The sequence below is a fragment of the Pseudomonas sp. LS-2 genome, assembly GCF_003605735.1.
Classification (GTDB): domain Bacteria; phylum Pseudomonadota; class Gammaproteobacteria; order Pseudomonadales; family Pseudomonadaceae; genus Aquipseudomonas.
This window is the reverse complement of sequence record NZ_QXTJ01000033.1, coordinates 203648-229490: the sequence shown is the minus strand read 5'-3', so window position 1 is coordinate 229490 and position 25843 is coordinate 203648. Positions and strand designations below refer to the sequence as shown.

Genomic DNA, 25843 nt, shown 5'->3' with positions numbered 1-25843 from the left:
CAGGTCGCATCTTGCGTGAGGTGGCGGCTATTCTACATAGGTGACGAGGCAGTCGAACATCAGGGCTGTTTCTTGTATCTCTAGAAGGAACAAGCATCATGGCAAGGCGGTTGGCAGCAGCGGTAGTGCTTATCGGTAGTGTGTTGCTCGGCGGGTGTGGCGTGGATCTGGGGACTGACCAGAACGGGCAGAAGGTCGCCAGTGACCGGGTCGACCAACACTGGCTGGTGGTCAACTACTGGGCCGAATGGTGCGGCCCGTGCCGTACTGAAATTCCGGAACTGAACAAGCTGTCCGATCAGATGAGCGGGCAGAACGTCAGCGTGTTCGGGGTCAACTTCGACAACCTGCAGGGCGAAGACCTGAAAACCGCCAGCAATGCGTTGGGGATCAAATTCACCGTGCTCGCCCAGGACCCGGCCGACCAGTACGACCTGCCCAAGAGCGAAGCGCTGCCGGTGACCTACATCATTGATGACAAGGGCAAGGTGCGTGAGCAGTTGATGGGCGAACAGACTGCCGCGGGCGTGGCGCAGAAACTCGCGGAGTTGAAAGGGAAGGGGTGAGCACCGTTCGCCAGTTCGGCTTCGTTTCCCCTGTAGCAGTCCGGCTTGCCGGCGGTGGCGTGTCTGAAATCGCTACCGCCGGCAAGCCGGACTGCTACAGAGGCGCGTGATGCACGAGGTCAGTTGCAACCCGAATCAAACGATCAACCTTCCTCTGGCCAGAACCGCAACGGCAATCCTTGCGTCGGCCACAGCTGCAACTGCTCGACCTCTGACACATCCCAACGCTGCACCTTGCCCATGGCCTCCAGGAAACGGTGCTCCTGTTCCATCAAGGCCGGTGCGCACATCTTGCGGGTGCTGCCCACGGGGCCGAAGCTGATCTTGTCGCCGTCCAGCCGGTAGGATGCAAACCAGTGATTGCACCCCGCGTTGCCGTAAGCGCGGCCGTCTTCACCCAGGGTCATGGTCAGGTGACTGTTGTCGATCAGCGGACGTTCGCCAATCCATTCCAGTACATAGCCGTGATCACGCTTGAGCGCGTCGGTGTCGCTGGCGCAGCCCGTCAGCATCGTGGCGGCGAGCAGTGTCAGTACCAGCGGTTTCATGCGGTGTTCTTCGCGCAGGCCGGGCACAGGTGTTTTTCGCCAACGGTTTTCCAGCCAAGCTCCGCAATGCGTGCAGTGGCGGCAGGCTGCAGGGCCTTTTTGCCTTCCTTGCCATCGACCATGAATTCGATGTCCTGCTCCTTGCCACAGCCGTTGCAATTGACCTTCCACTGATGAATCGCAAGCTCGGTGAACGCCGGACCGTTGGCCACGGCCACCCATTGGCCGGGCGGATTGATCAGGTGACGGACCTTCTCCACGTTCAGGCGCATGTACAGGTCTTTGCTGCCTTTGACGGTGACCAGCAGCACGTCGTCGTGCTTGATCGAGCCGCCGTTACCGGTCACTTGATAGCGACCGACCGCAAGGCTGCGGCATTCGATCAGGGTGTGGTGCGGGGTCAGCATGCTGTAGCGAAAATCGTGTTCGGCCATGGGGGTCTCCAAATAGGCGCGCATGCTACCACTTTAGATTGCCGATGCCCGCTGCCGGTGGGCGCCTATACAAGATTCTGCGGTGTCCCGGCTGCCCACTGGGTGATGTTATCGAGGGTTGTCTGCGCAATTGCGCCCAATGCTTCTTTGGTCAGAAACGCCTGATGCGCCGTCACGACAACGTTGGGAAAGGTCAGCAGCCGTGCCAGCACGTCATCCTGCAATGGCTGGTCGGAGCGGTCTTCGAAAAACAGCTGCGCCTCTTCTTCGTAGACATCCAGCCCCAGATACCCCAACTGACCACTCTTCAGTGCCTCGATCAATGCAGGGGTATCGACCAATGCTCCGCGACCTGTGTTGATCAACATCGCTCCGCGCTGCATGCGATACAGCGACTCGAAATTGATCAGATGGCGTGTCTGTTCGTTGAGCGGGCAATGCAGGCTGACGATCTGCGCTTCGGCCAGCAACTGATCCAGCGGCAGATAGCGCGCGCCGAGGGCTTCGACCTGCGGGTCGGGATAGGGGTCGTAAGCCAGTAACTGACAGCCGAACCCGGCCATGATCCGGGCGAAAGTGGCACCGATCTGCCCGGTCCCCACGACGCCGACGGTCTTGCCCACCAGATCGAAACCGGTCAGGCCGTGCAAAGTGAAGTCACCATCGCGGGTTCTGTTGTAGGCGCGGTGCAGGTGGCGATTGAGCGAGAGGATCAGCGCGACCGCGTGCTCGGCCACCGCGTGGGGTGAGTAGGCGGGGACACGCACCACGCCGAGGCCCAGACGTTGCGCGGTGGGCAGGTCGACATGGTTGAAGCCGGCCGAACGCAGTGCGATCAGCTTCGTCCCGCCCGCCGCCAGGCGTTCGAGGACGGGTGCGCTGAGATCGTCATTGATGAAGGCGCACACCACCGGGTACTGATCGGCGAGCGCGACGGTGTCCAGCGTCAGTCGTGCGGGCTGGAAGTGCAGTTCGATTTCAGCGGACACTTGGGCCGAAAGAAAACTGTCACGGTCGTAGGTCTGGCTGCTGTAGAGGAGGGTACGCATGGTTGCTCCTTGATGAAAGTCTCATGCTCGACACGACTCAAACTGTAGGTGCGCGCTTGCCCGCGATTGCGGCGCGTCGGGGTACGAATATTTCACAGACACAACGCTTTCGCGGGCAAGCGCGCTCCTACAGGTGTACGCGGTCTGGCCAATCGCGCTTTGATCCACATCAAGCACTCACCCGCGCCTCGACCTCGAGCCGGGAGATGGCCTTTTCCAGATCATCCAGCGCTTTTTCGCTGTCCGGTGAATCCTGCTTGAGCAAGGTCTCACTGCGCTGACAGGCCGCCCGCAATTGCGGTACCCCGCAGTACCGAGTGGCACCGTGGAGCCGATGAACGCGTTCGATCAGCGCGACATGATCGTCGGCGTCCCGAGCGGCGCGAATGGCTTCGCGATCCGTGTCGAGTGACGCCAGCAGCATCGCCAGCATGTCTGCCGCCAGGTCGGCCTTGCCCGCCGCGAGACGCAAACCTTCTTCATGATCGAGCACTTGCAGGTTGATGCTGCCGTGACTGATTTCCTGATGCCGCTCCGGCGCCTGATTGCGCAGGGCCAGACCCGTCCATTTCAGCACCACCTGCGCCAGTTGCCGTTCGCTGATCGGCTTGGTCAGGTAGTCGTCCATGCCGCTTTGCAGCAGCGCGCGCTTCTCGTTGGCCATGGCGTGGGCGGTGAGGGCGACGATCGGCAGCGACGTGGCCTGACGCTCAGACTCCCAACTGCGAATCGCCTCGGTGGCCTGACGCCCGTCCATGCCCGGCATCTGCACGTCCATCAACACCAGATCGAAGGTTTCCTCCTGCACCGCCTGAACCGCCGCATAACCACTGTCGACGGCCAGCACTTTGGCGCCCATGTCTTCGAGCAGCGTCTGCACCAGCAACAGGTTGGCCGGGTTGTCGTCCACGCAAAGGATGCGTGGCGGCCGGCTCGAGATCGGCTCCGGCACCTCGTTGCGCTGCTGTTTGGGATTGATCAGCTCCGACAGCGCGCGCCGCAGTTTGCGGGTGCAGGCGGGTTTGGCCTGCAACTGTCTGTAGGCGTCCGGCACCGACAGTTGATACAGCGCCTGTTCGGTGGTCGGGCACAGCACCAGCACCTTGCAGTCGAGGTTTTCCAGGTCCCATATCTGCTGGCGCAGGCGCTCGGGTGGCAGTTCGTGAGCGGTGACGCCGAGCACGGCCATTTCGATGGCATGCGGCGTCTGGTGCACCACGGTCACGCCGTTGATGAGGTTTTCCAGATTGTTGAAAACCATCGGTTGCAGGCCGCAGTCTTCAAGCTGATGTTCCAGCGCCTGGCGCGCCAGGTCGTGATGCTCCAGCACCGCCGCACGGCGTCCCATCAACGGCGGCGCTGGCAGATCCTCAAGATCGTCGCGGGTTTTGGGCAGGGTCACGCTGATCCAGAACTCCGAGCCTTCTCCCGGCGTGCTCTCGACACCGATCTCGCCGCCCATCTGTTCGATCAGACGCTTGGAAATCACCAGTCCCAGCCCGGTGCCGCCCGAGTGCCGCGACAGTGAGTTATCCGCCTGGCTGAATGCCTGAAACAGCGCACGCACGTCCTGACTGGACAGGCCGATGCCAGTGTCCTGCACGCTGATGCGCAGTTGTACCTTGTCGTCCTGTTCGTCTTCGAGCATGGCGCGGGCGACGATGGTGCCTTCACGGGTGAACTTGATGGCGTTGCTCACCAGGTTGGTGAGGATCTGCTTGAGCCGCAACGGATCGCCCACCAGCGACAGCGGCGTATCGCGATAGACCAGACTCACCAGCTCCAGCTGTTTGGCGTGCGCAGCGGGGGCCAGAATCGTCAGGGTGTCTTGCAGCAGGTCGCGCAGGTTGAACGGAATGGCGTCGAGCACCAGCTTGCCGGCCTCGATCTTCGAGAAGTCGAGAATCTCGTTGATGATGCTCAGCAGGCTGTCGGCGGACTTCTCGATGGTGCCCAGATAATCGTGCTGGCGCGGTGTCAGTTCGCTTTTCTGCAACAGATGGGTGAACCCCAGGATGCCGTTGAGCGGGGTGCGAATCTCGTGACTCATGTTGGCGAGGAATTCGGATTTGATCCGGCTCGCTTCCAAGGCTTCCTTGCGTGCCAGATCCAGCTCGATGTTCTGGATCTCGATGGTCTCCAGATTCTGGCGCACATCTTCGGTGGCCTGCTCGATGCTGTGCTGCAATTCTTCCTGAGCATTCTGAAGCGTTGCGGCCATGCGGTTGATGCCTGAGCCCAGTTCGTCCAGTTCATTGCTGCCCATCGGCGGCAATCGCGCCTCCAGATTGCCGTCCTTCAATTGCGCGACGACATGTTTGATCTGTGCAATGGGGCCGTTGATGGTTCGGCTCATGCGCAGCGCGAGCATGGCGGTCAGGCCCAGCCCGATGACGATCAAAAGAAGGCTGAAGAACAGGCTGCGGTAACCGCGCAGCAACGTGCCGCTGTGGGACAGTTCGAGTTCGACCCAGCCCAGCAGCCGGTCGGCTTCTTCAGGCACCACTTCGCCGGTGAGATGGCGATTGCGCCCGAACACCGGCATCAGGTAACGGGTGGCGTCATTGTCGGAGCGTTGCAGGATATGCGTGCTGTTGCCGATCGGTGGCTGATTGATCATGGTCGGACCGGCGTGGGCCAGAAGATTGCGGTCAGCATCCAGAAACGACACCGCACGGACATCTGCCTGTTCCAGCACCTGGCCGGCGATGCGATCGAGTATGGGCTTGTCGTCGCTCGCCAGTGCCGCTGCAGAGAGCGGCGCCAGCTCGTTGGCGATCATCTCGCCGCGCTTGAGTAGCTGAGTCTGCAACTCCGAAAGCTGCATCCAGGTGAAATAGCCGCCGAGCAGCGCTGCCATGAGGCAGGCCGGCAGGAGGGTCAGCAGCAATACGCGGCCTTTGATGCCCAGTTTGTTCAGCACACTTCGTTCTCCGGCACTCTGTATCACGCCTCGGTGTTTGCAGCGTAAATGAAGCAAGACCTGCGCCACGGTTGCCTTGCAATCCTTGGTAATGTGCGCAGTGTAGCCACTTGAGAGCGGGTGTACCCGGCAAATCAGGCGGTCAGCGAACACGCTTGCGACGTCCGTCGACCAGTCGCCATTGCTCAAGCAGGCGCAATCTTGAATAATCGCGGCCTGAGAATCACTCGCAGACGCCAATGAATCCCGCAATCATTCATCGCCCCAGCATACTCGCCATCGAGGACGATCCTGTGCTGGGTGCCTTCGTCCATGACCAACTGGACCGTTGCGGCTTTCATGTGACCTGGTGCCAGAACGGCGCCGAAGGTCTGGAGCGGGCAGAGCGGCAAGCCTTCGACGTGGTGCTGATGGACATTCTGCTGCCCGGCATGAACGGCCTGGATATCCTGGTCAATCTGCGTCGTCGGCACACGATGCCGATCATCCTGATGTCCGCACTCGGCGCAGAGGCAGACCGCATCACCGGTTTCCGCCATGGTGCTGACGACTACCTGCCCAAGCCGTTCAGCGTCGATGAGTTGAGGGTGCGGATCGAGGCCATCTTGAGACGCGTAGAGCTGGAGCGCCGTTTCCATGCACCGGTCGCCGCCCCGCTGCAGCCCGCTGTGCACGATGAACTCACCTTCAGCGAAGGGCTTGGCGATGTGAGCTTCAGAGGCGTGGCCGCACAATTGACCGGCAGCGAGTACCGGTTGCTGGAAACCCTCTGGCGCAATCCCGAGGACGTCCTGAGCAAACCCTTCCTTTATCAGCATGTATTGCAACGCGGTTACTCACAGCATGATCGCAGCCTGGACATGCACGTCAGTCAGATCCGTCGCAAGCTCAAGGCCATTGGCTACGAAGCCCACCATCTGCGTACGGTATGGGGCAAGGGTTACGTGCTCACGGCAGCCGAACCGGATGCGTGAACGTCGTTCCCGCCTGCCCGGCAGGCATTCGTTGTTCTGGAAGCTGGCCGTTCTGCTGGTGGGATTCTGCCTGCTGATGATCTGGCTCAGCTGGTACTGGGGCCGTTACATCGAAACGCAGAATGCGTTCTTGTCGCCGGATGCCCGAAGGGTGCTCAACAGCTACGCCGCCGAGGCCGAACAGGCGTGGGGCGTTGGCAATGAGCGGGGTATCGATGACTGGTTGCGGGAAGTTCGTCGTCATGAAAAGGGCTGGGTGGGCGTCATCGGCCGCGACTTGCAATCGTTGAGCAGCATCCCGCTCAGTGATGCTCAGGTGCAGCGTCTGACCTTCATGCGCGGCGTCGACTGGCCCATGAGTCGTCGGCAGAAGACCGTGCCCTGGTTGAAAATTCCGTTTCCCAACGATCCGAGCCTCGGCAGCCTGATCATCGAGTTGCCCGAGCGTTTCAAACCGGGCCGTCACGCGCTGATCTGGCAGATGCTGACCAACGTGATCATTCCCGGCCTTTTCACGCTGTTGTTGTGCGTCGGCCTTTATCGTCTGCTGATTCGTCCGCTTAACCAGTTGCGCGAACAGGCCAACGCCTGGCGAGCGGATCGCCTGTCCAACCGGCTATCGCCACAGATGACCTCGCGTCAGGACGAACTGGGCGAGCTCAATCGCGCGTTCGACCACATGGCCAGCCGCCTGCAATCCACCGTGCAGGTCCAACAGCAGTTGCTGCGTGACATGTCCCACGAACTGCGCACGCCCTTGAGTCGGCTGCGGGTGGCATGCGACAGCGAACAGAGCCTGCCGGAGTTGCGTGAACGCCTGAGTCGCGAGGTCGAAGGCATGCGCCGGCTGGTGGACGACACCCTGCACCTGGCCTGGCTCGACGCCGAGCGGCAGAAACTGCCTGACGAGGACATCCAGGTCCTGGCGCTGTGGGACATGCTGGTGGATAACGCCTGTTTCGAAAGCTGTTGGCCTTCGCGCCAACTGGTGTGCGATCTGCAAAGCGATTGCTGGGTGCGCGGTCATCTCAATACCTTGGCCCAGGCGCTGGAAAACATCTTGCGCAACGCCATCCGTCATTCGCCATCCGACGGCATCGTGCGTCTGAGTGGTCAGCGCGATGGGGATGATTGGCTGCTATGGCTGGAAGATCAGGGCGGTGGCGTGGACGAAAGCGAACTGGAGCGAATTTTCGCCCCGTTCATTCGCCTCGATGGTGCGCGGCCGGGCGATGGTGGTTTCGGCCTGGGGTTGAGCATCGCGCGCAATTCAGTGCGGCTGCAAGGCGGCGAGATGTGGGCGGAGAACACCGCACAGGGTTTGCGAATGATCATGCGTATACCGGCGCGGGAGGTCGAGGCGGTCGCTTGACACTCGGGCCCTGTAGGAGCGCGCTTGCCCGCGATCGCACTATTTCTGAGTAATTCGCAGCGGCTCGGACGACGCTATCGCGGGCAAGCGCGCTCCTACGGGGGCTGACACCGGAGTCCGAGTGCTTATTTCCTTTCGCTATATCGAACTCACTTTGCGTGATATGGGCTTGAGGCGATTGCCGGTATGATAGGCGACCCCCGCACGTCTGGATCGCGAACACGCCATGACCCTGCAGTATCAAACCATCGCCGATTGCGTCGGCAACACCCCGCTGGTGCGTCTGCAACGCATGGCCGGGAACACCAGCAACATGTTGCTGCTCAAGCTCGAAGGCAATAACCCGGCCGGTTCCGTCAAGGACCGTCCGGCGCTGTCGATGATCACCCGCGCCGAGTTGCGCGGGCAGATCCATCAGGGCGATACCCTGATCGAAGCCACCTCCGGCAATACCGGCATTGCCCTGGCCATGGCCGCGGCGATCAAGGGTTACCGCATGATCCTGATCATGCCGGACAACTCCAGCGCCGAGCGCAAGGCCGCGATGACCGCCTATGGTGCCGAGCTGATTCTGGTCAGCAAGGAAGAGGGCATGGAAGGCGCTCGCGATCTGGCTGAACGCATGCAGGCCGAAGGCCGCGGCAAGGTGCTGGACCAGTTCGCCAATGGCGATAACCCCGAAGCCCACTACGTCGGCACCGGCCCGGAAATCTGGCAACAGACCGGCGGCACCATCACCCATTTCGTCAGCTCCATGGGGACCACCGGTACCATCATGGGCACCTCGCGTTACCTCAAGGAACAGAACCCGCAGATCCAGATCGTCGGTCTGCAGCCGATGGACGGCTCAGCCATTCCGGGCATCCGCCGCTGGCCGCACGAATACCTGCCAAAGATCTACCAGGCCGACCGTGTGGACCGGATCATGGACATGGCCCAGAGCGAAGCCGAGGACGTCATGCGTCGTCTGGCCCGCGAAGAAGGCATCTTCTGCGGCGTATCTTCTGGCGGCGCAGTTGCCGGCATGCTGCGTCTTTCTCAGGAAGTGGAAAATGCGGTCATGGTCGCGATCATCTGTGACCGGGGCGACCGTTACCTGTCGACCGGTGTCTACGATGCGCCCAACTGATGGCCAAGCGTGATGCAGGCCTGCGTTTCCAGCCCAGTGGCGGCACCCGGACGACGCAGGTCCCGACCGGTAAAAAGCAACGTCTGACCATCGAGCGTCTGTCCAGCGACGGCCGAGGCATCGGCTTCATTGAGGGGCGAACCTGGTTCGTGGCGGGCAGTCTGGCCGGAGAAGAGGTGGAAGCCCGGGTGCTTGGCGCCCACGGCAAAGTGGTCGAGGCGCGCACCGAGCGTGTATTCAACGCCAGCCCCATGCGTCGTCCGGCGCCTTGCGCGCACTTCGGACGATGTGGCGGTTGCAGCGTGCAACAGATGCCCCACGACGAGCAGCTTGCCCTGAAACAGCGCATGCTCGCCGAACAGTTGAGTCGCGTTGCCGGTGTCGAGCCCGAGCAGTGGGCCGCGCCGTTGACCGGCGATGAGTACGCCTACCGACGTCGTGCCCGCGTCGCCGTTCGCTGGGACGCCAAAGGCAAACGCCTGGTGGTGGGTTTTCGTGCAGCCTCCAGTCAAGACATCATCGCCATCGATCAATGCCCGGTGCTGGTACAGGCCTTGCAACCGATCATGACGGCGTTACCGGACATGCTCAGACGCTTGAGCAAGCCTCAGGCGCTGGGTCACGTCGAACTGTTCAGCGGATCGGCCAACGCCGTTTTGCTGCGCCATACCGCGCCGCTGGCGGACAAGGATCTGGACGTTCTCAAGGCATTCTGCGAAACCCATGACGCGCAGCTGTGGTTGCACGGCGAAGATGGGCCGCAGCCGGTGAATCCTTCGGCGCCGCTGGGCTTTCGTCTTGAACCCTGGAATCTGGAGCTGGCGTATCGTCCGGGCGACTTCGTGCAGATCAACGCACAGGTCAATACCGCGATGATCGCGCAGGCGTTGGCGTGGCTTGATCCACGTCCGCACGAACGAGTGCTGGACTTGTTCTGCGGGCTTGGTAACTTCGCCTTGCCACTGTCGCAATCCGCACGCGAAGTGGTGGCAGTGGAGGGCGTCGAGACCATGGTGCAACGCGCAACGGGCAATGCACTGAGCAATGATTTGCACAATGTGAAGTTTTATCAGGCGGATCTGTCGCAGCCGCTGGACAAGGCGCCCTGGGTGGCGGAAGGTTTCTGCGCGGTACTGCTCGATCCCCCGCGTGACGGGGCGTTCGAAGTGGTCCGCAAGTTGAAGTCACTGGGTGCTGAACGTTTGGTTTATGTGTCGTGCAACCCGGCAACTTTGGCGCGCGACACGGTCGAATTGATCAGGCAGGGCTACCGTTTAAAACGTGCCGGAATCCTCGATATGTTTCCGCAGACAGCGCATGTCGAGGCAATGGCGTTATTTGAAGCGAGTAAGTGAGGCAAGCAGGGCTCCAGGATCCGAGCCGACGCCTCACAGGGAATCTCGTTTAATCCGACTGGCCCGCGCATAGGCTCTTGCATGGCCCGCAAGGTGTGTGCGCTGAAGAAGGCTGGCGACTGATGGCGCATTTCATCGCGCCGTAGGGAAGGTAAGCAACATGGTACAGGTGAGAGCACACCAGCCGATAAACACAGACGGCAGTATCAACCTCGACGCATGGCTTGATCATGTGGTCAGCGTCGACCTCGCAGTGGACCGACAGGCCTTGAAGGAAGCCTGTGAATTTGCCCGGCAAGCCGAGCAGCAGGACAACGCCGCCAAGAACCTCTGGGCCGAAGGCACGTCGAGTTTTCAGACGGGCCTGGAAATCGCTGAAATCCTGGCCGACCTCAAGCTGGACCAGGACTCGCTCATCGCCGCCGTGATCTACCGCGGCGTGCGCGAGGGCAAGATTCCCTTGCCCGACGTCAGTCAGCGCTTCGGCCCGACGGTGGCCAAGTTGATCGATGGCGTGCTGCGCATGGCGGCCATTAGCGCCAGTCTCAGCCCGCGCCAATCGCTGGTGCTCGGCACTCAGGCGCAGGTGGAGAACCTGCGCAAGATGCTGGTCGCCATGGTCGACGACGTGCGTGTCGCGCTGATCAAGCTCGCCGAACGCACCTGCGCCATCCGCGCCGTGAAGAACACTGACGACGAGAAGCGCAACCGCGTTGCCCGGGAAGTCTTCGACATCTACGCGCCGCTGGCTCACCGTCTGGGCATTGGGCATATCAAATGGGAACTGGAGGACCTGTCCTTCCGTTACCTGGAGCCTGAGCAATACAAACAGATCGCCAAGCTGCTGCATGAGCGTCGTCTTGACCGCGAGCGTTTCATCACCGACGTGATGTGTCAGCTTGAAAACGAACTGCTGGCCACCGGCGTGACCGCCGATATCAGCGGCCGGGCCAAACACATCTATTCGATCTGGCGCAAAATGCAGCGCAAGGGTCTGGAATTCAGCCAGATCTACGACGTTCGCGCCGTGCGCGTGCTGGTCCCGGAAATGCGCGACTGCTACACCGCGCTCGGCATCGTCCACACCCTCTGGCGTCACATCCCCAAGGAATTCGACGACTACATCGCCAACCCCAAGGAGAACGGCTATCGCTCGCTGCACACGGCGGTGATCGGTCCCGAGGGCAAGGTGCTGGAAGTGCAGATCCGCACCCACGCGATGCACGAAGAGGCCGAGCTCGGCGTCTGTGCCCACTGGAAGTACAAGGGCACCGACGTCAAATCCAGTTCCAACCACTACGAGGAGAAAATCTCGTGGTTGCGTCAGGTGCTGGAGTGGCACGAAGAACTGGGTGATATCGGCGGTCTGGCCGAGCAGCTGCGCGTCGATATCGAGCCGGACCGGGTGTATGTCTTCACCCCGGACGGCCATGCCATCGACTTGCCCAAAGGCGCGACACCGCTGGACTTCGCCTATCGGGTACACACCGAAATCGGCCACAACTGCCGTGGCGCGAAGATCAACGGCCGTATCGTCCCGCTTAACTACAGCCTGCAAACCGGTGAGCAGGTCGAGATCATCACCAGCAAGCACGGCACGCCGAGCCGTGACTGGCTGAACTCGAACCTGGGCTACATCACAACCTCCAGGGCGCGGGCCAAAATCGTTCACTGGTTCAAATTGCAGGCCCGCGATCAGAACGTCGCCGCCGGTAAGGTCCTGCTCGAACGGGAACTGGCACGTCTGGCTCTGCCGCAGGTGGACTTCGACAAGTTGGCGGAAAAAGCCAACATGCGGACCGCCGAAGATATGTTCGCCGCGTTGGGTGCTGGTGATTTGCGTCTGGCGCAGCTGGTCAATCTCGCACAGCAACTGGTCGAGCCGGAGCGCGGCAACGAGCAACTGGAGCTGATTCCACGCAAAGCCACCGGTTACAAGCCGGGCAAGCGTGGCGACATTCAGATTCAGGGCGTCGGCAACCTGATGACCCAGATGGCCGGCTGCTGCCAGCCGTTGCCCGGCGATGCCATCGTCGGTTACATCACACAAGGCCGCGGTGTGAGCATTCACCGTCAGGACTGCGCCTCGGTGCTGCAACTGGGCGGACGCGAACCTGAACGGATCATTCAGGTCAGTTGGGGCCCGGTGCCAGTGCTCACGTACCCGGTGGACATCATCATCCGTGCCTACGACCGTTCCGGGCTGCTGCGTGACGTCTCCCAGGTGCTGCTCAACGAGCGCATCAACGTGCTGGCGGTCAACACCCGCTCGAACAAGGAAGACAACACTGCGCTGATGTCGCTGACCATCGAAATCCCGGGGCTCGATGCACTGGGCCGTTTGCTGGGGCGTATCTCGCAGTTGCCGAACATCATCGAGACACGGCGTAATCGTACGCCTTGACCAGGCGTTGTTCTGGCAACCGCTGATCGCGAGCAAGCTCGCGCCTACAGGGAATGCGATGTCCTGCAGGCGTGAGCTTGCTCGCGATAGCGGTGCTTCAGGCGCCGGATGTCTTGAGCCGAAGTATCGATAGGACTTTCAATGTATAAGCTCCAGGACTTGCTAAACCTCATGGCCCGTTTGCGCGACCCGCAGTACGGTTGCCCGTGGGACGTGAAGCAGAATTACGCGACCATCGTGCCGCACACGCTCGAAGAGGCGTACGAAGTGGCCGACGCCATTGAGCGCGGGTCCTTCGACGATCTGCGGGGCGAGTTGGGCGATCTGCTGTTTCAGGTGGTGTATTACTGCCAGTTGGCGCGAGAGGAGGGGCGGTTCGAGTTCGACGGCGTGGTCGACGGCATCACCCGCAAGCTGATTCGTCGCCACCCCCATGTGTTTCCCACGGGCGATCTGTATGCGCCGCTGGAAACGCCGCGCCTGAGCGAAGATCAGGTCAAGCATCGCTGGGAAGAAATCAAGGCCCAGGAGCGCGCCGAAAAAGCTCACGTTCCAGAGCAGTTGTCGTTGCTCGATGACGTCCCGAACGTATTGCCCGCATTGTCGCGGGCAGCCAAGTTGCAGAAGCGCGCGGCACAGGTCGGTTTCGACTGGCCGGATGCGCTGCCGGTGGTCGACAAGGTGCGCGAGGAACTCGATGAGGTTCTCGAAGCCATGGCCGACAACGACAGCGACGGGATCAACGAAGAGATTGGCGATCTGCTGTTCGTGGTGGTCAATCTGGCCCGTCACCTCAAGGTCGATCCGGAAAATGCCTTGCGCGCCGCGAACGGCAAGTTCGAGCGGCGCTTTCGTTTTATCGAACAGGCCTTGCGCGACACCCGACGCCCCATCGAAGATTGCAGCCTCGAAGAGATGGATGCGCTTTGGGGCGAAGCCAAGCGCCAGGAAAAGATCACGCCCAACTGCGGTTGAGTTGACTATTTAGAGAGAGAAGACAGATGGCGGGTATTTCCCTTCGTGACCAATTGCTCAAAGCGGGCCTGGTCAATGAGAAACAGGCCAAGCAGGTCGCCAAGAACAAGCAGAAAGAACAGCGTCTGGTGCACAAGGGTCAGGCCGTAGCCGACGACACGAACCAGCGTGCCGCTCAGGAAGCCTTGGCCGAGAAGGCCAAACGCGATCAGGAACTGAACCGTCAGCGGCAGGAGAAGGCCGAGCAGAAAGCCCGTGCCGCCCAGGTCAAACAGTTGATCGAAGCGACGCGACTGCCAAAGCTGACCACCGAGGATTACTACAACTTCGTCGACGACAAGAAGGTCAAGCGCCTGTCGGTCAACTCGCTGATGCGCAGCAAGTTGAGCAACGGTTCACTGGCCATCGTGCATCATGGCGGTACCTACGAGGTTATTCCTCGCGAGGCGGCGCTCAAGGTTCAGGAGCGTGATCCGCGTCGTATCGTGATGCTGAGCGAGCCGACCGAGGAGCCGGATGGCGACGATCCGTATGCGGCCTACAAGATCCCTGACGATCTGATGTGGTAAACGCGAAAACAACAAAACCCGCCTCGGCGGGTTTTGTTTTGCTGCGATTCCGTTATTGCGAGTTGCTCGCTGCCTTCTTGGCTTCCAGCTCTGCGAGCTCTGCTGCGTAACGCTGTGCGTCCGATTCGTGGTGAAACATCCCTACCAGTTGGTCTTGCTGGCGTACATCCCAGATCTGAATGCCATCCGCGATGCTTTCGTGGGAGATGTGGGCGTCGTCGCGTTCAGTAACAGTAACCGTCATATTGAAAACTCCTGACTCTTTGAAATCTGCGGCAGGACGTCGCAGTGGTTACTTTATAGGTTTTGGTAGCTTGCTAAGTAAACCGACGATTTTGGTAAAGGTTATTTCCCGATTTCGCAAGAATCGGTAAGGGGTTGTTTTAGAAGGGCGTGCGACGGTTTGTCGCACTCGTTTGAGTGGCGTGAAGAAAGTTTCATGTTCGCTTGGGGACCATTGGGTGCCGTGAAAATGGCGGTTCGTGGGGGCTTTTCTTGCGTTGTGATTTGGGTACTTAACCAGTATCGGCGCTGGCCTTGGTGGGGACTGGCTAACGCCAGGCCTATTTCGCCTTCGGCGAGTTACTTGAAAAGACCCCAAGTAACCAAGGGTCCTGGCTCCTGGTTTGGCGGCTCCTTCGTCGCCGTACCCTCACTTCGGCGACGCTCCGTGGGCCCGCCGCCATCCGCCATCCGCCATCCATGGCGGGGGGCGGCTCTCGCGGCATCCATGCCGCTCGGCCCACTCCGCGCCGCCTGCGTTCAGCCTGCACCCAAGTCGCGTTTTGTGGTGTCTGGGCTATGGCGTACGAAGATCAAGATCAAGATCAAGATCAAGATCAATGGCAACGGCAATCGCCATGACCTGTGAACGCCGAACCTGTAGCAGTCCGGCTTGCCGGCGGTAGCGATCTTCCGTACGCCACCGCCGGCAAGCCGGACGGCTACAGGGTTCGCGGCGTACTCGGAGTTAAATTCACCACCAAACTCCATGGGAGAAGCCGGATCAGGTCAGGGCGGTGAGCCGCATTGGCTTTTGATCTTGCCTCTAAGTGCGCAGTAGTTCAGACGCCGCAAATTGCGACTTTGGCAGGCCGAGCGCAGGCGTTGCGTAGGGGGCAGCGCGACATGGATGTCGCGCTAGCCGCCGTTCGGCCAGGGATGGCCGGTCGGCGGCGTGCCCCCGGAGCAATGCCGGAGACGAGGGAACCCGACGAAGTCGGGCCGGACAGGGAGCGCTAGACCCTTGGTTACTTGGGGTCTTTTCAAGTAACCCGCCGAAGGCGGAATACTTCTGCCGTTAGGCAGAACAAAGATCAGCGCCACAAAACATAAGGGATCAACGCTCAATGGCCTGCGCCGATGCCCCAATAAAAAACCCCGCCATGTCAGCGGGGTCTCACAGGACACAATACAAACCCGGATCAGCTGCCTTTGACCGCCTTACCGTTCACCGTCCCATCCTGCAGCATGATGTTGTATTCCTTGCCATCGGTCTCCACCTGCTGCAAGCGAACCAGCAGGTAGTCGTAGTCCTTGGCGAACCACATCACGGTAATGCGCTTGTTCTGCGTTGGGTCACGCACGCGCTCGACCTTGATCGCATCGACCGAGCCGACTTTGGTATCGACTTTTTCAGTGCCCAGTACGCGGAAGTCATAGGTATCGACCTCATCACCGTCGACCACCTGATAACTCATGCTCTTCTTGCCTGCGGCCACATCGTGCTGCAGCGCGAGCTGGTAGGTGGACTTGTCGAGGATGCCGCTGTTGAGCGGAATCTTCACCGCGTCGCCACGGTCGGTGCCAGTGATGAACTTGGTGGACCAGTCGAACACCAGATCGACTTTCTTGCTCTTGCCCAGGCCGCCACGTTCGAACTGGTAGGTCTGTGGCAGGAGTGTGTCCTTGTCGGACTTCAGGGTGCTGACCTCAGTCAGGCTGGCGATCATCATCGACGCCTTGAAGCTCAAGGTCCAGGTGCCATCGGCGTTCTTTTCCAGGCTACGGCTGGCGCTGCCGCCGCCGACAGGGAGTTGTTTGAAGTCAGCGGTGTAGCTGGCGGAGAAGGGTTGAAGGTCTGCCGCGTTGACCGCAGGGAGTGCGAACAGAGCGAAAGCGAAGAGCAAAGCGCGACGCATAGTATCTCCTGTCTTTGGAATAGAGAGCCGAATTAAGTGGCCTGAATCAAGTGGCCGCCGGGGCCCAGTGGCTGGTCGTTCAAGGATGCGCCATGTTCGTCGAGAACCAGTCGGCCCTCTGCGAACCAGCGAATCGCCAGCGGATAGATCAGGTGTTCCTGGGTATGAACCCTTTGCGCCAGTGTGGCGGGCGTGTCGTCCAACTCTACCGAAATCACAGCTTGTACGACCAGAGGCCCTCCATCGAGTTCCTCCGTGACGAAGTGTACGCTGCAGCCGTGCGTGGCGTCGCCAGCCTCCAGCGCGCGCTGGTGCGTGTGCAAACCTTTATACAGGGGAAGCAGCGAAGGGTGAATGTTCAGCAGGCGGCCGTGGTAGTGACGCACGAAGCCTGGCGTGAGAATTCGCATGAAACCGGCGAGTACCACCAGTTTCGGCGCAAAGGTGTCGATCAGTTCGATCAGTGCCGCGTCGAAGGCCTCGCGACCCTCGTAGGCCTGGTGATCGAGAACGCGGGTTTCGATCCCCGCGTTCCTGGCGCGCTCCAGTCCGTAGGCATCGGCGCGGTTGGAAATCACCGCGCGAATGCGAGCAGGGCTTGAACTGTCCTGAAAGCTGTCGATCATCGCTTGCAGGTTGCCGCCGGTGCCGGACAGCAGTACCACCACATCACATACCTGGGGCATGTCAGGCTTTGACACGTCAGGCCTTGCTACTTCAGACATCAATGTGCCTTGACGTTTTTCAGCTCGACTTGCGCAGCGCCTTCGGCAGCAACGCCGATCTGGCCGATGACCCAAGGCTGTTCGCCGGCTTCACGCAGGGCGTTGAGGGAGGCTTCGACGTGTTCTTGCGCGACGCAGATGACCATGCCGACGCCGCAGTTCAGAACGCGGTGCATTTCGTGCTCGTCGACGTTGCCTTTTTCCTGCAGCCAGTCGAACACGGCCGGGCGGGTCCAGCTCGCCACGTCGACCACCGCTTGCGCGCCTTCAGGCAGTACGCGAGGGATGTTGTCCAGCAGACCGCCGCCAGTGATGTGGGCCATGGCCTTGACCGCGCCGGTGTCCTTGATCAGCTTGAGCAGTTGCTTGACGTAGATGCGGGTCGGCGCCATCAGCAGGTCGGTCAGTGGCTTGCCGTCGAGCTGGATGGTTTCGATGTCGGCACCGGAGACTTCGATGATCTTGCGGATCAGCGAGTAGCCGTTGGAGTGCGGGCCGGACGATGGCAGGGCGATCAAGGCGTCGCCGGTCGCGACTTTCGAACCGTCGATGATTTCGGATTTTTCCACGACGCCGACGCAGAAACCGGCCAGGTCGTAGTCTTCGCCTTCATACATGCCAGGCATTTCTGCAGTTTCGCCGCCGACCAGCGAGCAACCGGCCAGTTCGCAGCCTGCGCCGATGCCGGTCACGACCTGCGCGGCGGTGTCGACGTTCAGTTTGCCAGTGGCGTAGTAGTCCAGGAAGAACAGGGGTTCTGCACCGCAAACCACCAGATCGTTGACGCACATGGCGACCAGGTCGATACCGATGCTGTCGTGCTTGTTCAGGTTCAGGGCCAGACGCAGCTTGGTGCCAACGCCGTCAGTGCCGCTGACCAGTACCGGCTGCTTGTAGCCTGCCGGAATTTCGCACAGAGCGCCGAAGCCCCCCAGGCCGCCCATCACTTCCGGGCGCTTGGTGCGCTTGGCAACGCTCTTGATGCGTTCGACCAATGCTTCACCGGCGTCGATGTCTACACCGGCGTCTTTGTAGCTCAGGGAGGGTTGCTTGCTCATGATCCAGGCCTTTAGGGGGGATTCGGGGTAACGACCGAGTTGGAACGGCTCGTGGCCGTGGCATCGCCGGTCTGCGAAGGCGCGCGATTTTATCAGGGTTGGGCTCAAGCGGCCATCCTTGGGCCGACGGGCAGGGGCATGATGAAGAAAAAATAACCCGGTCGTTCAGGGTCAAGCCGTTCGTCGGCGACTATAAAAGGTGTAAGTTCGTCGTCAGAGTGAGCGATTCGTGCCGCTGTGCGGTCTGAATCGAGCCAGTCATCGTGATACAGCTATTCGTTAAGCTGTCTTATCTGTTTTTCGGGAACCTCTTCATGCGTCCACCTTCTTTCATGCGCCTAAAAAACTGCCTGTTCGTGGGTTGCCTTTCCCTCATGAGCCTCCCGGTCCTGGCCGAGACGGTGAACAACCTCTATCAAGTGCGCGAGCCGGTCAGCGGCCAGACGCCGGACGAGAAAACCCGGGCCACTCAGGCGGCGCTGGAAACCCTGGTCATGCGCTTGACCGGCGATCCGAAGGCGTCTCAAGGCGCTGGCCTTGCCGAAGTGCGCAAGGATCCACAGCAAATCATCAGTCAGTACGGTTATGACGCAGGCCCACCGGAGTCGCTGCAGGTGGATTTCGACCCGGCGAGCACCGAACGCGCGCTGCGTCAGGCCGGTCTTTCGCTCTGGGGCTCCAATCGCCCGGTCATCATGGCCTGGTGGCTGAACGATGCGACTGACGGCGCCAATCTGGTCGGCGACGGACAGGCCTCGGCCGAACCGCTGCGACGCGCTGCGCAACATCGTGGCCTGCCACTGCGCCTGCCGCTGGCGGACTTGGGCGAGCAGGGCATCGGTAATGCCAAGACCCTGGATGGCAATGACGTTGCGCCGCTCAAACAGGCTTCTGAACGCTACGGCTCCGATGCGATTCTCGCTGTACACGCGCAGGAAAACGGCGGTCAGTGGCAAGGGAAATGGCACTTGTGGCTGGGCGACAAGATGGATCAGGGCAGTGCTACCGGCGCGAGTTCCGCTGAACTGGCCGACGCCGTTTTGCTGTCTGTGAGCCAGCGTCTGGCACCGCGCTTTGTGGTCAAGCCCGGGGCGTCCTCAAGCATGGCGCTGGAGGTTCAAGGCATGAATCTGGAACGCTACGCTCAGTTGGGTCGCTTGCTGGAACCCTTCGGCGGTCGCCTGAAGTCCGTGGATGCGGACCGTGTCGTGTTTGACGTCAGTGGCAGCCCGGATCAACTGCGTTCGCAGTTGTCGCTGGCGAAGTTGCAGGAAGTGCCGGCAGATCAAGTCGCCAGCGCACCGGTCAACGCCGGGCAGGTGCCGGCCCCTGGGGCCGCCCCCGTTCCACAACCGCCACAGACTTCCGCGCAAACACTGCACTTCCGCTGGTGAATGCGTTCATAGCGACGTTGCATGAAGCAAATCATCCGGGTCCGAGGGGCAGTAATGACTGATACGCGTCGTTGGTTCTGGCTGGGCGGGGTCATCCTGCTGTGCCTGTTCGTCTGGTTGCTGCACGCAATCCTGACGCCGTTTCTGGTAGCGCTGTTGCTGGCGTACATGGGCGATCCACTGGCGGATCGTCTGGAGAAACTCAAGATGTCACGCACCTTGAGTGTGGTGACAGTGTTTGTGCTGTTCACGCTGATCTTCATGGGTTTGCTGCTGGTGTTGGTGCCGATGCTCGCCAAGCAGTTGTATCGCTTGTATGAGTTGGCGCCGCAGATTCTCGACTGGCTGCAGCATACCGCGTTGCCGTGGACCCAGGCCAAACTCGGCCTGGCGGACGGGTTCTGGAAGTTCGATAAGGTCAAAGCAGCGATTTCCGAGCACATGGGCCAGACCGGCGACATCGTCGGGATCGTGCTGGCGCAAGCCACCACTTCAACCCTGGCGCTGATCGGCTGGCTGACCAATCTGGTGCTGATCCCGGTGGTCTGCTTCTATCTGTTACGCGACTGGGACGTGATGATGGCCAAGGTGCGCAGCCTGCTGCCGCGTCACCGCGAGAAGAAAATCGTTGCGCTCGCCGATGAATGTCACGAGGTGCTGGGAGCGTTTATTCGCGGCCAGTTGCTGGTGATGGTCGCGCTGGGTGTGATCTACGCTGCCGGGTTGATGCTGGTCGGGCTTGAACTGGGCCTGCTGATCGGGGTCATCGCGGGGCTTGCGGCGATCGTGCCTTATATGGGTTTCGTCATCGGTATAGGCTCGGCGATTCTGGCGGGCTTCTTCCAGTTTGGCGGCGATCTGTATCCGATGCTGGGTATCGTCGCGGTGTTCATGGTCGGCCAGGCGCTGGAGGGGATGGTGCTGACGCCGCTGCTGGTGGGCGATCGCATCGGTCTGCATCCAGTGGCAGTGATCTTCGCGATCCTGGCGGGCGGCGAGCTGTTCGGGTTCACCGGCATCCTCTTGGCGTTGCCGGTGGCGGCGGTGATCATGGTGTTGGTGCGCCATGTTCATGACCTGTACAAGGATTCGGATATCTACGGTGGCATGGAAGACCCGGATTTGTAGGCCGGACCGCTAAAGGATCAAGGCGCTTGAATCGTTGTGTTCAAGCGCCTTTTTTATGCCGGTCATTCCCCATATTCCGCGGCCTGGCCCGCTGTAGACGCAACCCTTTGATTTTGCAGGCGCTCTGGCGCATTGTGCGGCCCGGCTTGCGGGTATAAACTTTGCACACTTTACACAGAGGCCCCTTGGCGGTTCGTCACTGAACCGTTCAGCCAGCATGAAACCAGTTCAGCTGCCCCTGAGTGTGCGTCTGCGTGATGACGCCACCTTCATCAATTACTATCCAGGCGCCAATGCCGCTGCACTCGGCTACGTCGAGCGGCTGTGCGAAGCCGACGCCGGATGGACCGAAAGCCTGATCTACCTGTGGGGCAAAAACGGGGTAGGGCGCACGCACCTTCTGCAAGCAGCCTGTCTGCGCTTCAAGCAATTGGGGCAGCCTGCGGTCTACCTGCCGATGGCCGAGTTGCTCGAGGAAGGCGTCGAACTGTTCGATCATCTGGAGCAATACGAGCTGGTCTGCCTCGATGACCTTCAAGTCGTGGCGGGCAAGCCGGAGTGGGAAGAGGCGCTGTTTCATCTGTTCAACCGCCTGCGTGACAGTGGTCGCCGTCTGTTGATCGCGGCGTCCTGCTCGCCTCGCGAGTTGCCGGTCAAGCTGGCCGACCTCAAATCGCGGCTGACCATGGCGCTGGTGTTCCAGATGCGCCTGCTCTCCGACGAAGAAAAACTCCGCGCCCTGCAATTGCGCGCGTCGCGGCGGGGGCTGCACCTGACGGACGAAGTGGGTCATTTTATCCTGACCCGTGGCAAGCGCAGCATGAGTGCGTTGTTCGATTTGCTCGAGCAACTCGATCAGGCGTCCTTGCAAGCCCAGCGCAAGCTGACTATTCCCTTTCTAAAGGAAACCCTGGGTTGGTGAAGGAGGGCGTTCGATGAATCAGCCTATCGTCGATCCGGCCCTGGTGCTGCAAACCGCGTCTGCCCTGCGACACGCTAACCGTATTCTGATCATTACCGGGGCCGGGCTGTCGGCGGATTCCGGATTGCCCACCTATCGCGGGGTCGGTGGCCTTTATAACGGTCATACCGATGACGGGCTGCCGATCGAAATGGCCTTGTCCGGGCCTATGCTGCGTCGCGACCCTGCGCTGTGCTGGAAATACATTGCCCAATTAGGCAGCGCTTGCCTGGGCGGACAGCCCAATGCGGCGCATTATGCGATCGCCCAATTGCAGCGACGCAAACCCGAATGCTGGGTGCTGACGCAAAACGTCGATGGTTATCACCGCGCCGCAGGCAGCCCGTCCGAACGTCTGATCGAGATTCACGGTCAATTGGCGCCGCTTTATTGTCAGTCCTGTGGCGCTGAAGACCCGCAATTGAGCGAACACCTGAGTCGACCCCTGCCGCCATTGTGCGCGCAGTGTCACGGCGTCTTGCGACCGCCGGTGGTGTTATTTCAGGAGATGCTGCCAGAACTGGCATTGAACGTGCTGTATGAAGAGATGGCGAAAGGTTTTGATGCTGTGCTCAGCATTGGAACCACCGCCAGCTTCCCCTATATCCACGAGCCGATGCTGCGCACGCGGGTGGCGGGAGGCTTTACCGCCGAGATAAACCCCTCGACGACTGATCACTCCATTCACATGGATGCGTTTCTGAGGTGTAGAGCCTTAGATGTGATGGAGGACATCGTAAGTCACATTTGTTTCGATTGAATTTGCAAATGATGACGATAGAAGGCATAGTCTCGGCTTCTTTACACATTAGCCACGGTCGTGCCCATGCTGAATCGCTTCGCACCCCTCGTGCCTCTCGCACTCGTAACGCTGTTGTTCGGCTGCGCGGCCCAGATGCCAGCGTCGCAACAACAGGCGCAGAACTCCCAGTTCAAGGATTCTGTCACCGCCCAAACCGCCACCAAGCGTGCTGATTATTCGGCATCCGTACTGGATGACGAGATCGCCACCGAAGACGAACTGGCCCAGTTCGCCGACAACAAGCCTTATCAGTTGCCGGTACTGGCTGACAGCATCCTGGAACGCGGCAAGTCGCTGATCGGTACGCGCTACCGTTTCGGCGGCACTTCGACCACTTCCGGTTTCGATTGCAGCGGTTTCATCGGCTATCTGTTCCGCGAAGAAGCCGGCATGAGCCTGCCACGTTCGACGCGCGAAATGATCAACGTCGACGCGCCGCTGGTCAAGCGCGGTGATCTCAAGCCGGGCGATCTTCTGTTCTTCAGTACCGCAGGCCGCGGCCGTGTGAGCCACGCCGGCATCTACCTGGGTGATGACCAGTTCATCCACTCCAGCAGCCGTCGCAGTGGTGGTGTGCGTGTAGACAGTCTCGACGACGCGTACTGGGCGCGTACCTTCATCGAAGCCAAGCGCGCGCTGGCCATGGCACCTTCCAGGGTTCCGGAAACCACAACCGCGATGACCTCGACTACACTCAAGCGCCAACACCGTTAATACCGACGCGTGCAACCGGGGAAACCCTGATTGCACGTTGACTCGGCTCCCGGCAGAGTAAGCCGCATCCCGCGAAGGTTGTTGTGTTTATGTCGTTTACGGTTCGCCTGGCTGTTGCTTCACTGGCTGTATTGCTGGCCGCGTGTTCCAGCAATCCACCGCCATCTCCTCCCAAGGTCGTTTCCAGGCCTGTGGTATCCGCTCCCTCTCAATTTTCCTCTCCGGTCGCTGATGACGTGCTGTTGCGTGCCATCGGGTTGGTGGGCACGCCTTATCGCTGGGGCGGCAACACGCCTGACTCGGGGTTCGATTGCAGTGGTTTGATCGGCTATGTCTATCAAGGCGCCGCCGGGATCACGCTGCCACGCTCGACGCGCGACATGATCAATCTGCGTGGCCCGGACATCGACCGCAGCCAGTTGCAGACGGGTGATCTGGTGTTCTTCGCCACCAGCGGCGGCTCGAATGTCAGCCATGCCGGGATCTACGTGGGGGAAGGGCGATTCGTGCATGCGCCGGCGACCGGTGGCACCGTCAAGCTCGACAGCCTCGACAAGCCGTATTGGCAAAAGGCGTGGTTGAATGCCAAGCGGGTGATAACGCCTTCGAATCTGGCCCGGCAGTAAGCCTCTTCACAAATCTCGTGCGGGAGATTCTATGTTTGGGGGCAACCCCCAAACGTTTCGTAGGGTCTTATTCTTCCTGTCTGTTCATCAGCGAGAAGGCCACCCCTGCAAGCTTCCTGCTCAATATCATGATCGTTACCACGCCGAGCGTGGGAACGATCATCGCGCCGCAATCGCGGGCAAGCGCGCTCCTACAAGGGGTGTGGTGTCAAGGGTTGGATGCCTGCACCGTCCTCGCCGCCGTCACACGCCAGATCTTGTTGCCGACATCATCGGCCACCAACACCCCGCCTTTATTGTCGTTGACTACACCGACTGGGCGGCCCTGGGCTTTTTCGTCGCTATTGAGGAATCCGGTCAGCAGGTCGACCGGCGTGCCGCTGGGTTTGCCGTCCTTGAACGGCACGAACAGCACCTTGTAACCGCTGTGGGGTTTACGGTTCCAGGAGCCGTGCTGGCCCACGAACAAGCCTTCGTTGAACGGCGCTGGCAGAGATTTACCGTCCGCGAACGCCAGGCCCAATGACGCCGTATGCGGGCCAACGGCGAAATCCGGTGCAATCGCTTTCTGCACCAACTCAGCGTTCTGCGGCGATACCCGAATGTCCACATGCTGCCCGTAGTAACTGAACGGCCAGCCGTAGAATCCGCCGTCCTGCACCGAGGTCACGTAGTCGGGCACCAGATCGCTGCCGATCTCGTCACGCTCGTTGACCGCCGTCCACAGCTTGCCGGTGTGCGGTTCCCAATCCATGCCGTTGGGATTGCGCAGGCCGGAGGCGAAAATCCGGTGATTGCCCGTCGCGGCATCCACTTCCCAGATCGCGGCGCGGCCTTCTTCGGCGTCAAGGCCGTTTTCGCCGACATTGCTGTTGGAACCCACCGTGACGTACAGCTTGCTGCCGTCCTTGCTGGCGATGACGTTCTTGGTCCAGTGGTGGTTGAGCGTGCCGCCGGGAAGGTCAGTGACTTTCAGCGGGTCGCCCTTGATCGATGTCTCGCCCGGCACGTAGTTGAAGCGCAGCAGCCGGTCGGTGTCGGCGACGTAGAAATCATTGCCCACCAGCGCCATGCCGAAGGGTGAATTCAGATTGTCGATGAATACCGTGCGGGTTTCGGCGACGCCGTCGTGGTCCTTGTCGCGCAGCAACGTGATGCGGTTGGCGCTGGGGACTGCGGCACCGGCGCGGCCCATGACTTTCTTCATGACCCAACCTTTGATGCCCTTGCCATCATCGGGCTTGGGTGGCGCATTGGTCTCGGCGACCAGTACGTCGCCGTTGGGCAGTACATACAGCCAGCGCGGGTGATCGAGATTTTCGGCGAAGGCTGCCACTTGGGTGCCGGGCGCGGCGACCGGTTCGGCACCCGCGGGCCAGCCCACTGCCGGGGCGATGTTCACGGTGGGGATCAGCGTCTTGTTCGGCTCCGGCAGCCTGGGCGAGGGGCCCATGCCGTCCGAGACTTGCAATCGGGAGGATTCGCCGCACGCTGCGAGCCCTCCGGCGACCAACAGCAAAACCACAACGTGGGCTCTGGGCTTGAACATGTTCGATCTCCGCTTGCTGGCAGTGGTGCATCGGGCAGTCATGCAAGTGCATGTATAGAAATAGAGACATGCCGGGCGCGGGGGTTCAACCGGTGCTCAATTGCCGCACCGGCCGCCAGTTCGATTGACGCTCCCGGGTCAACCCACTAACCTTCGCCGATTGTTTCAGGTGCCCACCAGACTGGGTGAAACTGGGAAGCCGGTGCGAGCGCGTTTGCGGTCAATCCCGGCGCTGCCTCCGCAACGGTAAATGAGTCAAGGTCCCGCACGATGCCACTGTGCTCTCTGAGCATGGGAAGGCGCGGGGCTGAAGCGTTCGCTCATGAGTCCGGAGACCGGCCTGATCCATTCAACAGCATCACGGAGGGCGATGCTCTGCGCAGGCTCGGGCGTTCGATCCCGGCGCCTGCTGTCAGTCTTTGCCTGCGCCCTCCGTTTGCCACACCT

24 protein-coding genes and 1 riboswitch are annotated in these 25843 nt (G+C 60.8%); of the genes, 15 read left to right on the top strand and 9 right to left on the bottom strand.

Annotated features, from left to right (window positions below; genetic code table 11):
- Nucleotides 1–98: 98 nt before the first annotated feature.
- Nucleotides 99–566 (top strand): TlpA disulfide reductase family protein, encoded by a 468-nt coding sequence (locus D3M70_RS19275; RefSeq protein WP_120127278.1) that lies wholly within the window; start codon nucleotides 99–101, stop codon nucleotides 564–566.
- Between the two features lie 143 nt (nucleotides 567–709).
- On the opposite strand, the gene D3M70_RS19270 is transcribed toward D3M70_RS19275, so the two are convergent.
- The 4 genes from D3M70_RS19270 to D3M70_RS19255 all read right to left on the bottom strand — a co-directional run bounded on the left by D3M70_RS19270 (nucleotide 710) and on the right by D3M70_RS19255 (nucleotide 5520).
- Nucleotides 710–1114 carry an META domain-containing protein gene (locus D3M70_RS19270; protein ID WP_120127277.1) on the bottom strand — a complete coding sequence of 135 codons (405 nt, stop codon included), beginning with the start codon at nucleotides 1112–1114 and terminating at the stop codon, nucleotides 710–712.
- On the bottom strand, nucleotides 1111–1548 hold the full coding sequence (locus D3M70_RS19265; RefSeq protein WP_120127276.1) for a hypothetical protein: 438 nt from the start codon (nucleotides 1546–1548) through the stop codon (nucleotides 1111–1113). Before D3M70_RS19265 ends, D3M70_RS19270 begins: the two co-directional genes overlap by 4 nt.
- A gap of 65 nt (nucleotides 1549–1613) precedes the next feature.
- On the bottom strand, nucleotides 1614–2597 hold the full coding sequence (locus D3M70_RS19260; protein ID WP_120127275.1) for a 2-hydroxyacid dehydrogenase: 984 nt from the start codon (nucleotides 2595–2597) through the stop codon (nucleotides 1614–1616).
- A 169-nt stretch (nucleotides 2598–2766) separates the two neighbouring features.
- Entirely contained in the window at nucleotides 2767–5520 is a 2754-nt protein-coding gene (locus D3M70_RS19255; protein WP_120127274.1) for a response regulator, read from the bottom strand.
- 239 nt (nucleotides 5521–5759) lie between these two features.
- Between D3M70_RS19255 and D3M70_RS19250 the strand changes: the two genes are divergently transcribed.
- The 7 genes from D3M70_RS19250 (at nucleotide 5760) to D3M70_RS19220 (ending at nucleotide 14298) form a co-directional block, all read left to right on the top strand.
- Entirely contained in the window at nucleotides 5760–6494 is a 735-nt protein-coding gene (locus D3M70_RS19250) for a response regulator transcription factor (protein WP_120127273.1), read from the top strand.
- On the top strand, nucleotides 6487–7866 hold the full coding sequence (locus D3M70_RS19245; RefSeq protein ID WP_120127272.1) for a cell wall metabolism sensor histidine kinase WalK: 1380 nt from the start codon (nucleotides 6487–6489) through the stop codon (nucleotides 7864–7866). Before D3M70_RS19250 ends, D3M70_RS19245 begins: the two co-directional genes overlap by 8 nt.
- Nucleotides 7867–8092: 226 nt before the next feature.
- Nucleotides 8093–8995, top strand: a complete 903-nt coding sequence (cysM, locus tag D3M70_RS19240) for a cysteine synthase CysM (RefSeq protein ID WP_120127271.1) — start codon at nucleotides 8093–8095, stop codon at nucleotides 8993–8995.
- A complete protein-coding gene (rlmD, locus tag D3M70_RS19235; RefSeq protein WP_120127270.1) occupies nucleotides 8995–10350 on the top strand; it encodes a 23S rRNA (uracil(1939)-C(5))-methyltransferase RlmD in 1356 nt (451 codons plus the stop codon). Before cysM ends, rlmD begins: the two co-directional genes overlap by 1 nt.
- A 160-nt stretch (nucleotides 10351–10510) precedes the next feature.
- Nucleotides 10511–12754, top strand: a complete 2244-nt coding sequence (gene relA / locus D3M70_RS19230) for a GTP diphosphokinase (protein ID WP_120127269.1) — start codon at nucleotides 10511–10513, stop codon at nucleotides 12752–12754.
- Between the two features lie 141 nt (nucleotides 12755–12895).
- Complete coding sequence (mazG, locus tag D3M70_RS19225) at nucleotides 12896–13729, top strand: nucleoside triphosphate pyrophosphohydrolase (protein ID WP_120127268.1); 834 nt, start codon at nucleotides 12896–12898, stop codon at nucleotides 13727–13729.
- A 26-nt stretch (nucleotides 13730–13755) separates the two neighbouring features.
- Nucleotides 13756–14298, top strand: coding sequence for a DUF2058 domain-containing protein (locus D3M70_RS19220; protein WP_120127267.1), 543 nt, complete (start codon nucleotides 13756–13758; stop codon nucleotides 14296–14298).
- Nucleotides 14299–14350: 52 nt separating this feature from the next.
- On the opposite strand, the gene D3M70_RS19215 is transcribed toward D3M70_RS19220, so the two are convergent.
- Complete coding sequence (locus D3M70_RS19215; protein WP_062380056.1) at nucleotides 14351–14542, bottom strand: hypothetical protein; 192 nt, start codon at nucleotides 14540–14542, stop codon at nucleotides 14351–14353.
- A gap of 486 nt (nucleotides 14543–15028) precedes the next feature.
- Here D3M70_RS19215 and D3M70_RS32035 point away from each other — a divergent pair, with 486 nt between their 5' ends.
- On the top strand, nucleotides 15029–15169 hold the full coding sequence (locus tag D3M70_RS32035) for a hypothetical protein (RefSeq protein ID WP_165869843.1): 141 nt from the start codon (nucleotides 15029–15031) through the stop codon (nucleotides 15167–15169).
- A 553-nt stretch (nucleotides 15170–15722) separates the two neighbouring features.
- Here D3M70_RS32035 and D3M70_RS19210 read toward each other — a convergent pair.
- The 3 genes from D3M70_RS19210 to purM are packed head-to-tail and all read right to left on the bottom strand — an operon-like array spanning nucleotide 15723 to nucleotide 18222.
- Complete coding sequence (locus D3M70_RS19210; RefSeq protein WP_120127266.1) at nucleotides 15723–16439, bottom strand: DUF3108 domain-containing protein; 717 nt, start codon at nucleotides 16437–16439, stop codon at nucleotides 15723–15725.
- A 32-nt stretch (nucleotides 16440–16471) separates the two neighbouring features.
- Nucleotides 16472–17125, bottom strand: a complete 654-nt coding sequence (gene purN, locus D3M70_RS19205; protein WP_120127387.1) for a phosphoribosylglycinamide formyltransferase — start codon at nucleotides 17123–17125, stop codon at nucleotides 16472–16474.
- Nucleotides 17126–17163: 38 nt separating this feature from the next.
- Nucleotides 17164–18222, bottom strand: a complete 1059-nt coding sequence (purM, locus tag D3M70_RS19200; protein WP_120127265.1) for a phosphoribosylformylglycinamidine cyclo-ligase — start codon at nucleotides 18220–18222, stop codon at nucleotides 17164–17166.
- 332 nt (nucleotides 18223–18554) lie between these two features.
- On the opposite strand from purM, the gene D3M70_RS19195 reads away from it, so the two are divergent.
- The 6 genes from D3M70_RS19195 (at nucleotide 18555) to D3M70_RS19170 (ending at nucleotide 23847) form a co-directional block, all read left to right on the top strand.
- Nucleotides 18555–19616 (top strand): DUF2066 domain-containing protein, encoded by a 1062-nt coding sequence (locus D3M70_RS19195; RefSeq protein ID WP_120127386.1) that lies wholly within the window; start codon nucleotides 18555–18557, stop codon nucleotides 19614–19616.
- Nucleotides 19617–19670: 54 nt separating this feature from the next.
- Entirely contained in the window at nucleotides 19671–20744 is a 1074-nt protein-coding gene (locus tag D3M70_RS19190) for an AI-2E family transporter (RefSeq protein ID WP_081567589.1), read from the top strand.
- Between the two features lie 217 nt (nucleotides 20745–20961).
- Entirely contained in the window at nucleotides 20962–21666 is a 705-nt protein-coding gene (hda, locus tag D3M70_RS19185; protein ID WP_081567588.1) for a DnaA regulatory inactivator Hda, read from the top strand.
- 25 nt (nucleotides 21667–21691) lie between these two features.
- Nucleotides 21692–22465, top strand: coding sequence for an NAD-dependent deacylase (locus D3M70_RS19180; RefSeq protein WP_165869851.1), 774 nt, complete (start codon nucleotides 21692–21694; stop codon nucleotides 22463–22465).
- Nucleotides 22466–22525: 60 nt separating this feature from the next.
- Nucleotides 22526–23221, top strand: coding sequence for a C40 family peptidase (locus D3M70_RS19175; protein ID WP_165869842.1), 696 nt, complete (start codon nucleotides 22526–22528; stop codon nucleotides 23219–23221).
- Nucleotides 23222–23310: 89 nt separating this feature from the next.
- Nucleotides 23311–23847, top strand: coding sequence for a C40 family peptidase (locus D3M70_RS19170; RefSeq protein WP_120127262.1), 537 nt, complete (start codon nucleotides 23311–23313; stop codon nucleotides 23845–23847).
- Nucleotides 23848–24055: 208 nt separating this feature from the next.
- On the opposite strand, the gene D3M70_RS19165 is transcribed toward D3M70_RS19170, so the two are convergent.
- A complete protein-coding gene (locus D3M70_RS19165; protein WP_120127261.1) occupies nucleotides 24056–25396 on the bottom strand; it encodes a sorbosone dehydrogenase family protein in 1341 nt (446 codons plus the stop codon).
- 150 nt (nucleotides 25397–25546) lie between these two features.
- Nucleotides 25547–25755, top strand: a riboswitch (cobalamin riboswitch).
- Nucleotides 25756–25843: the final 88 nt, after the last annotated feature.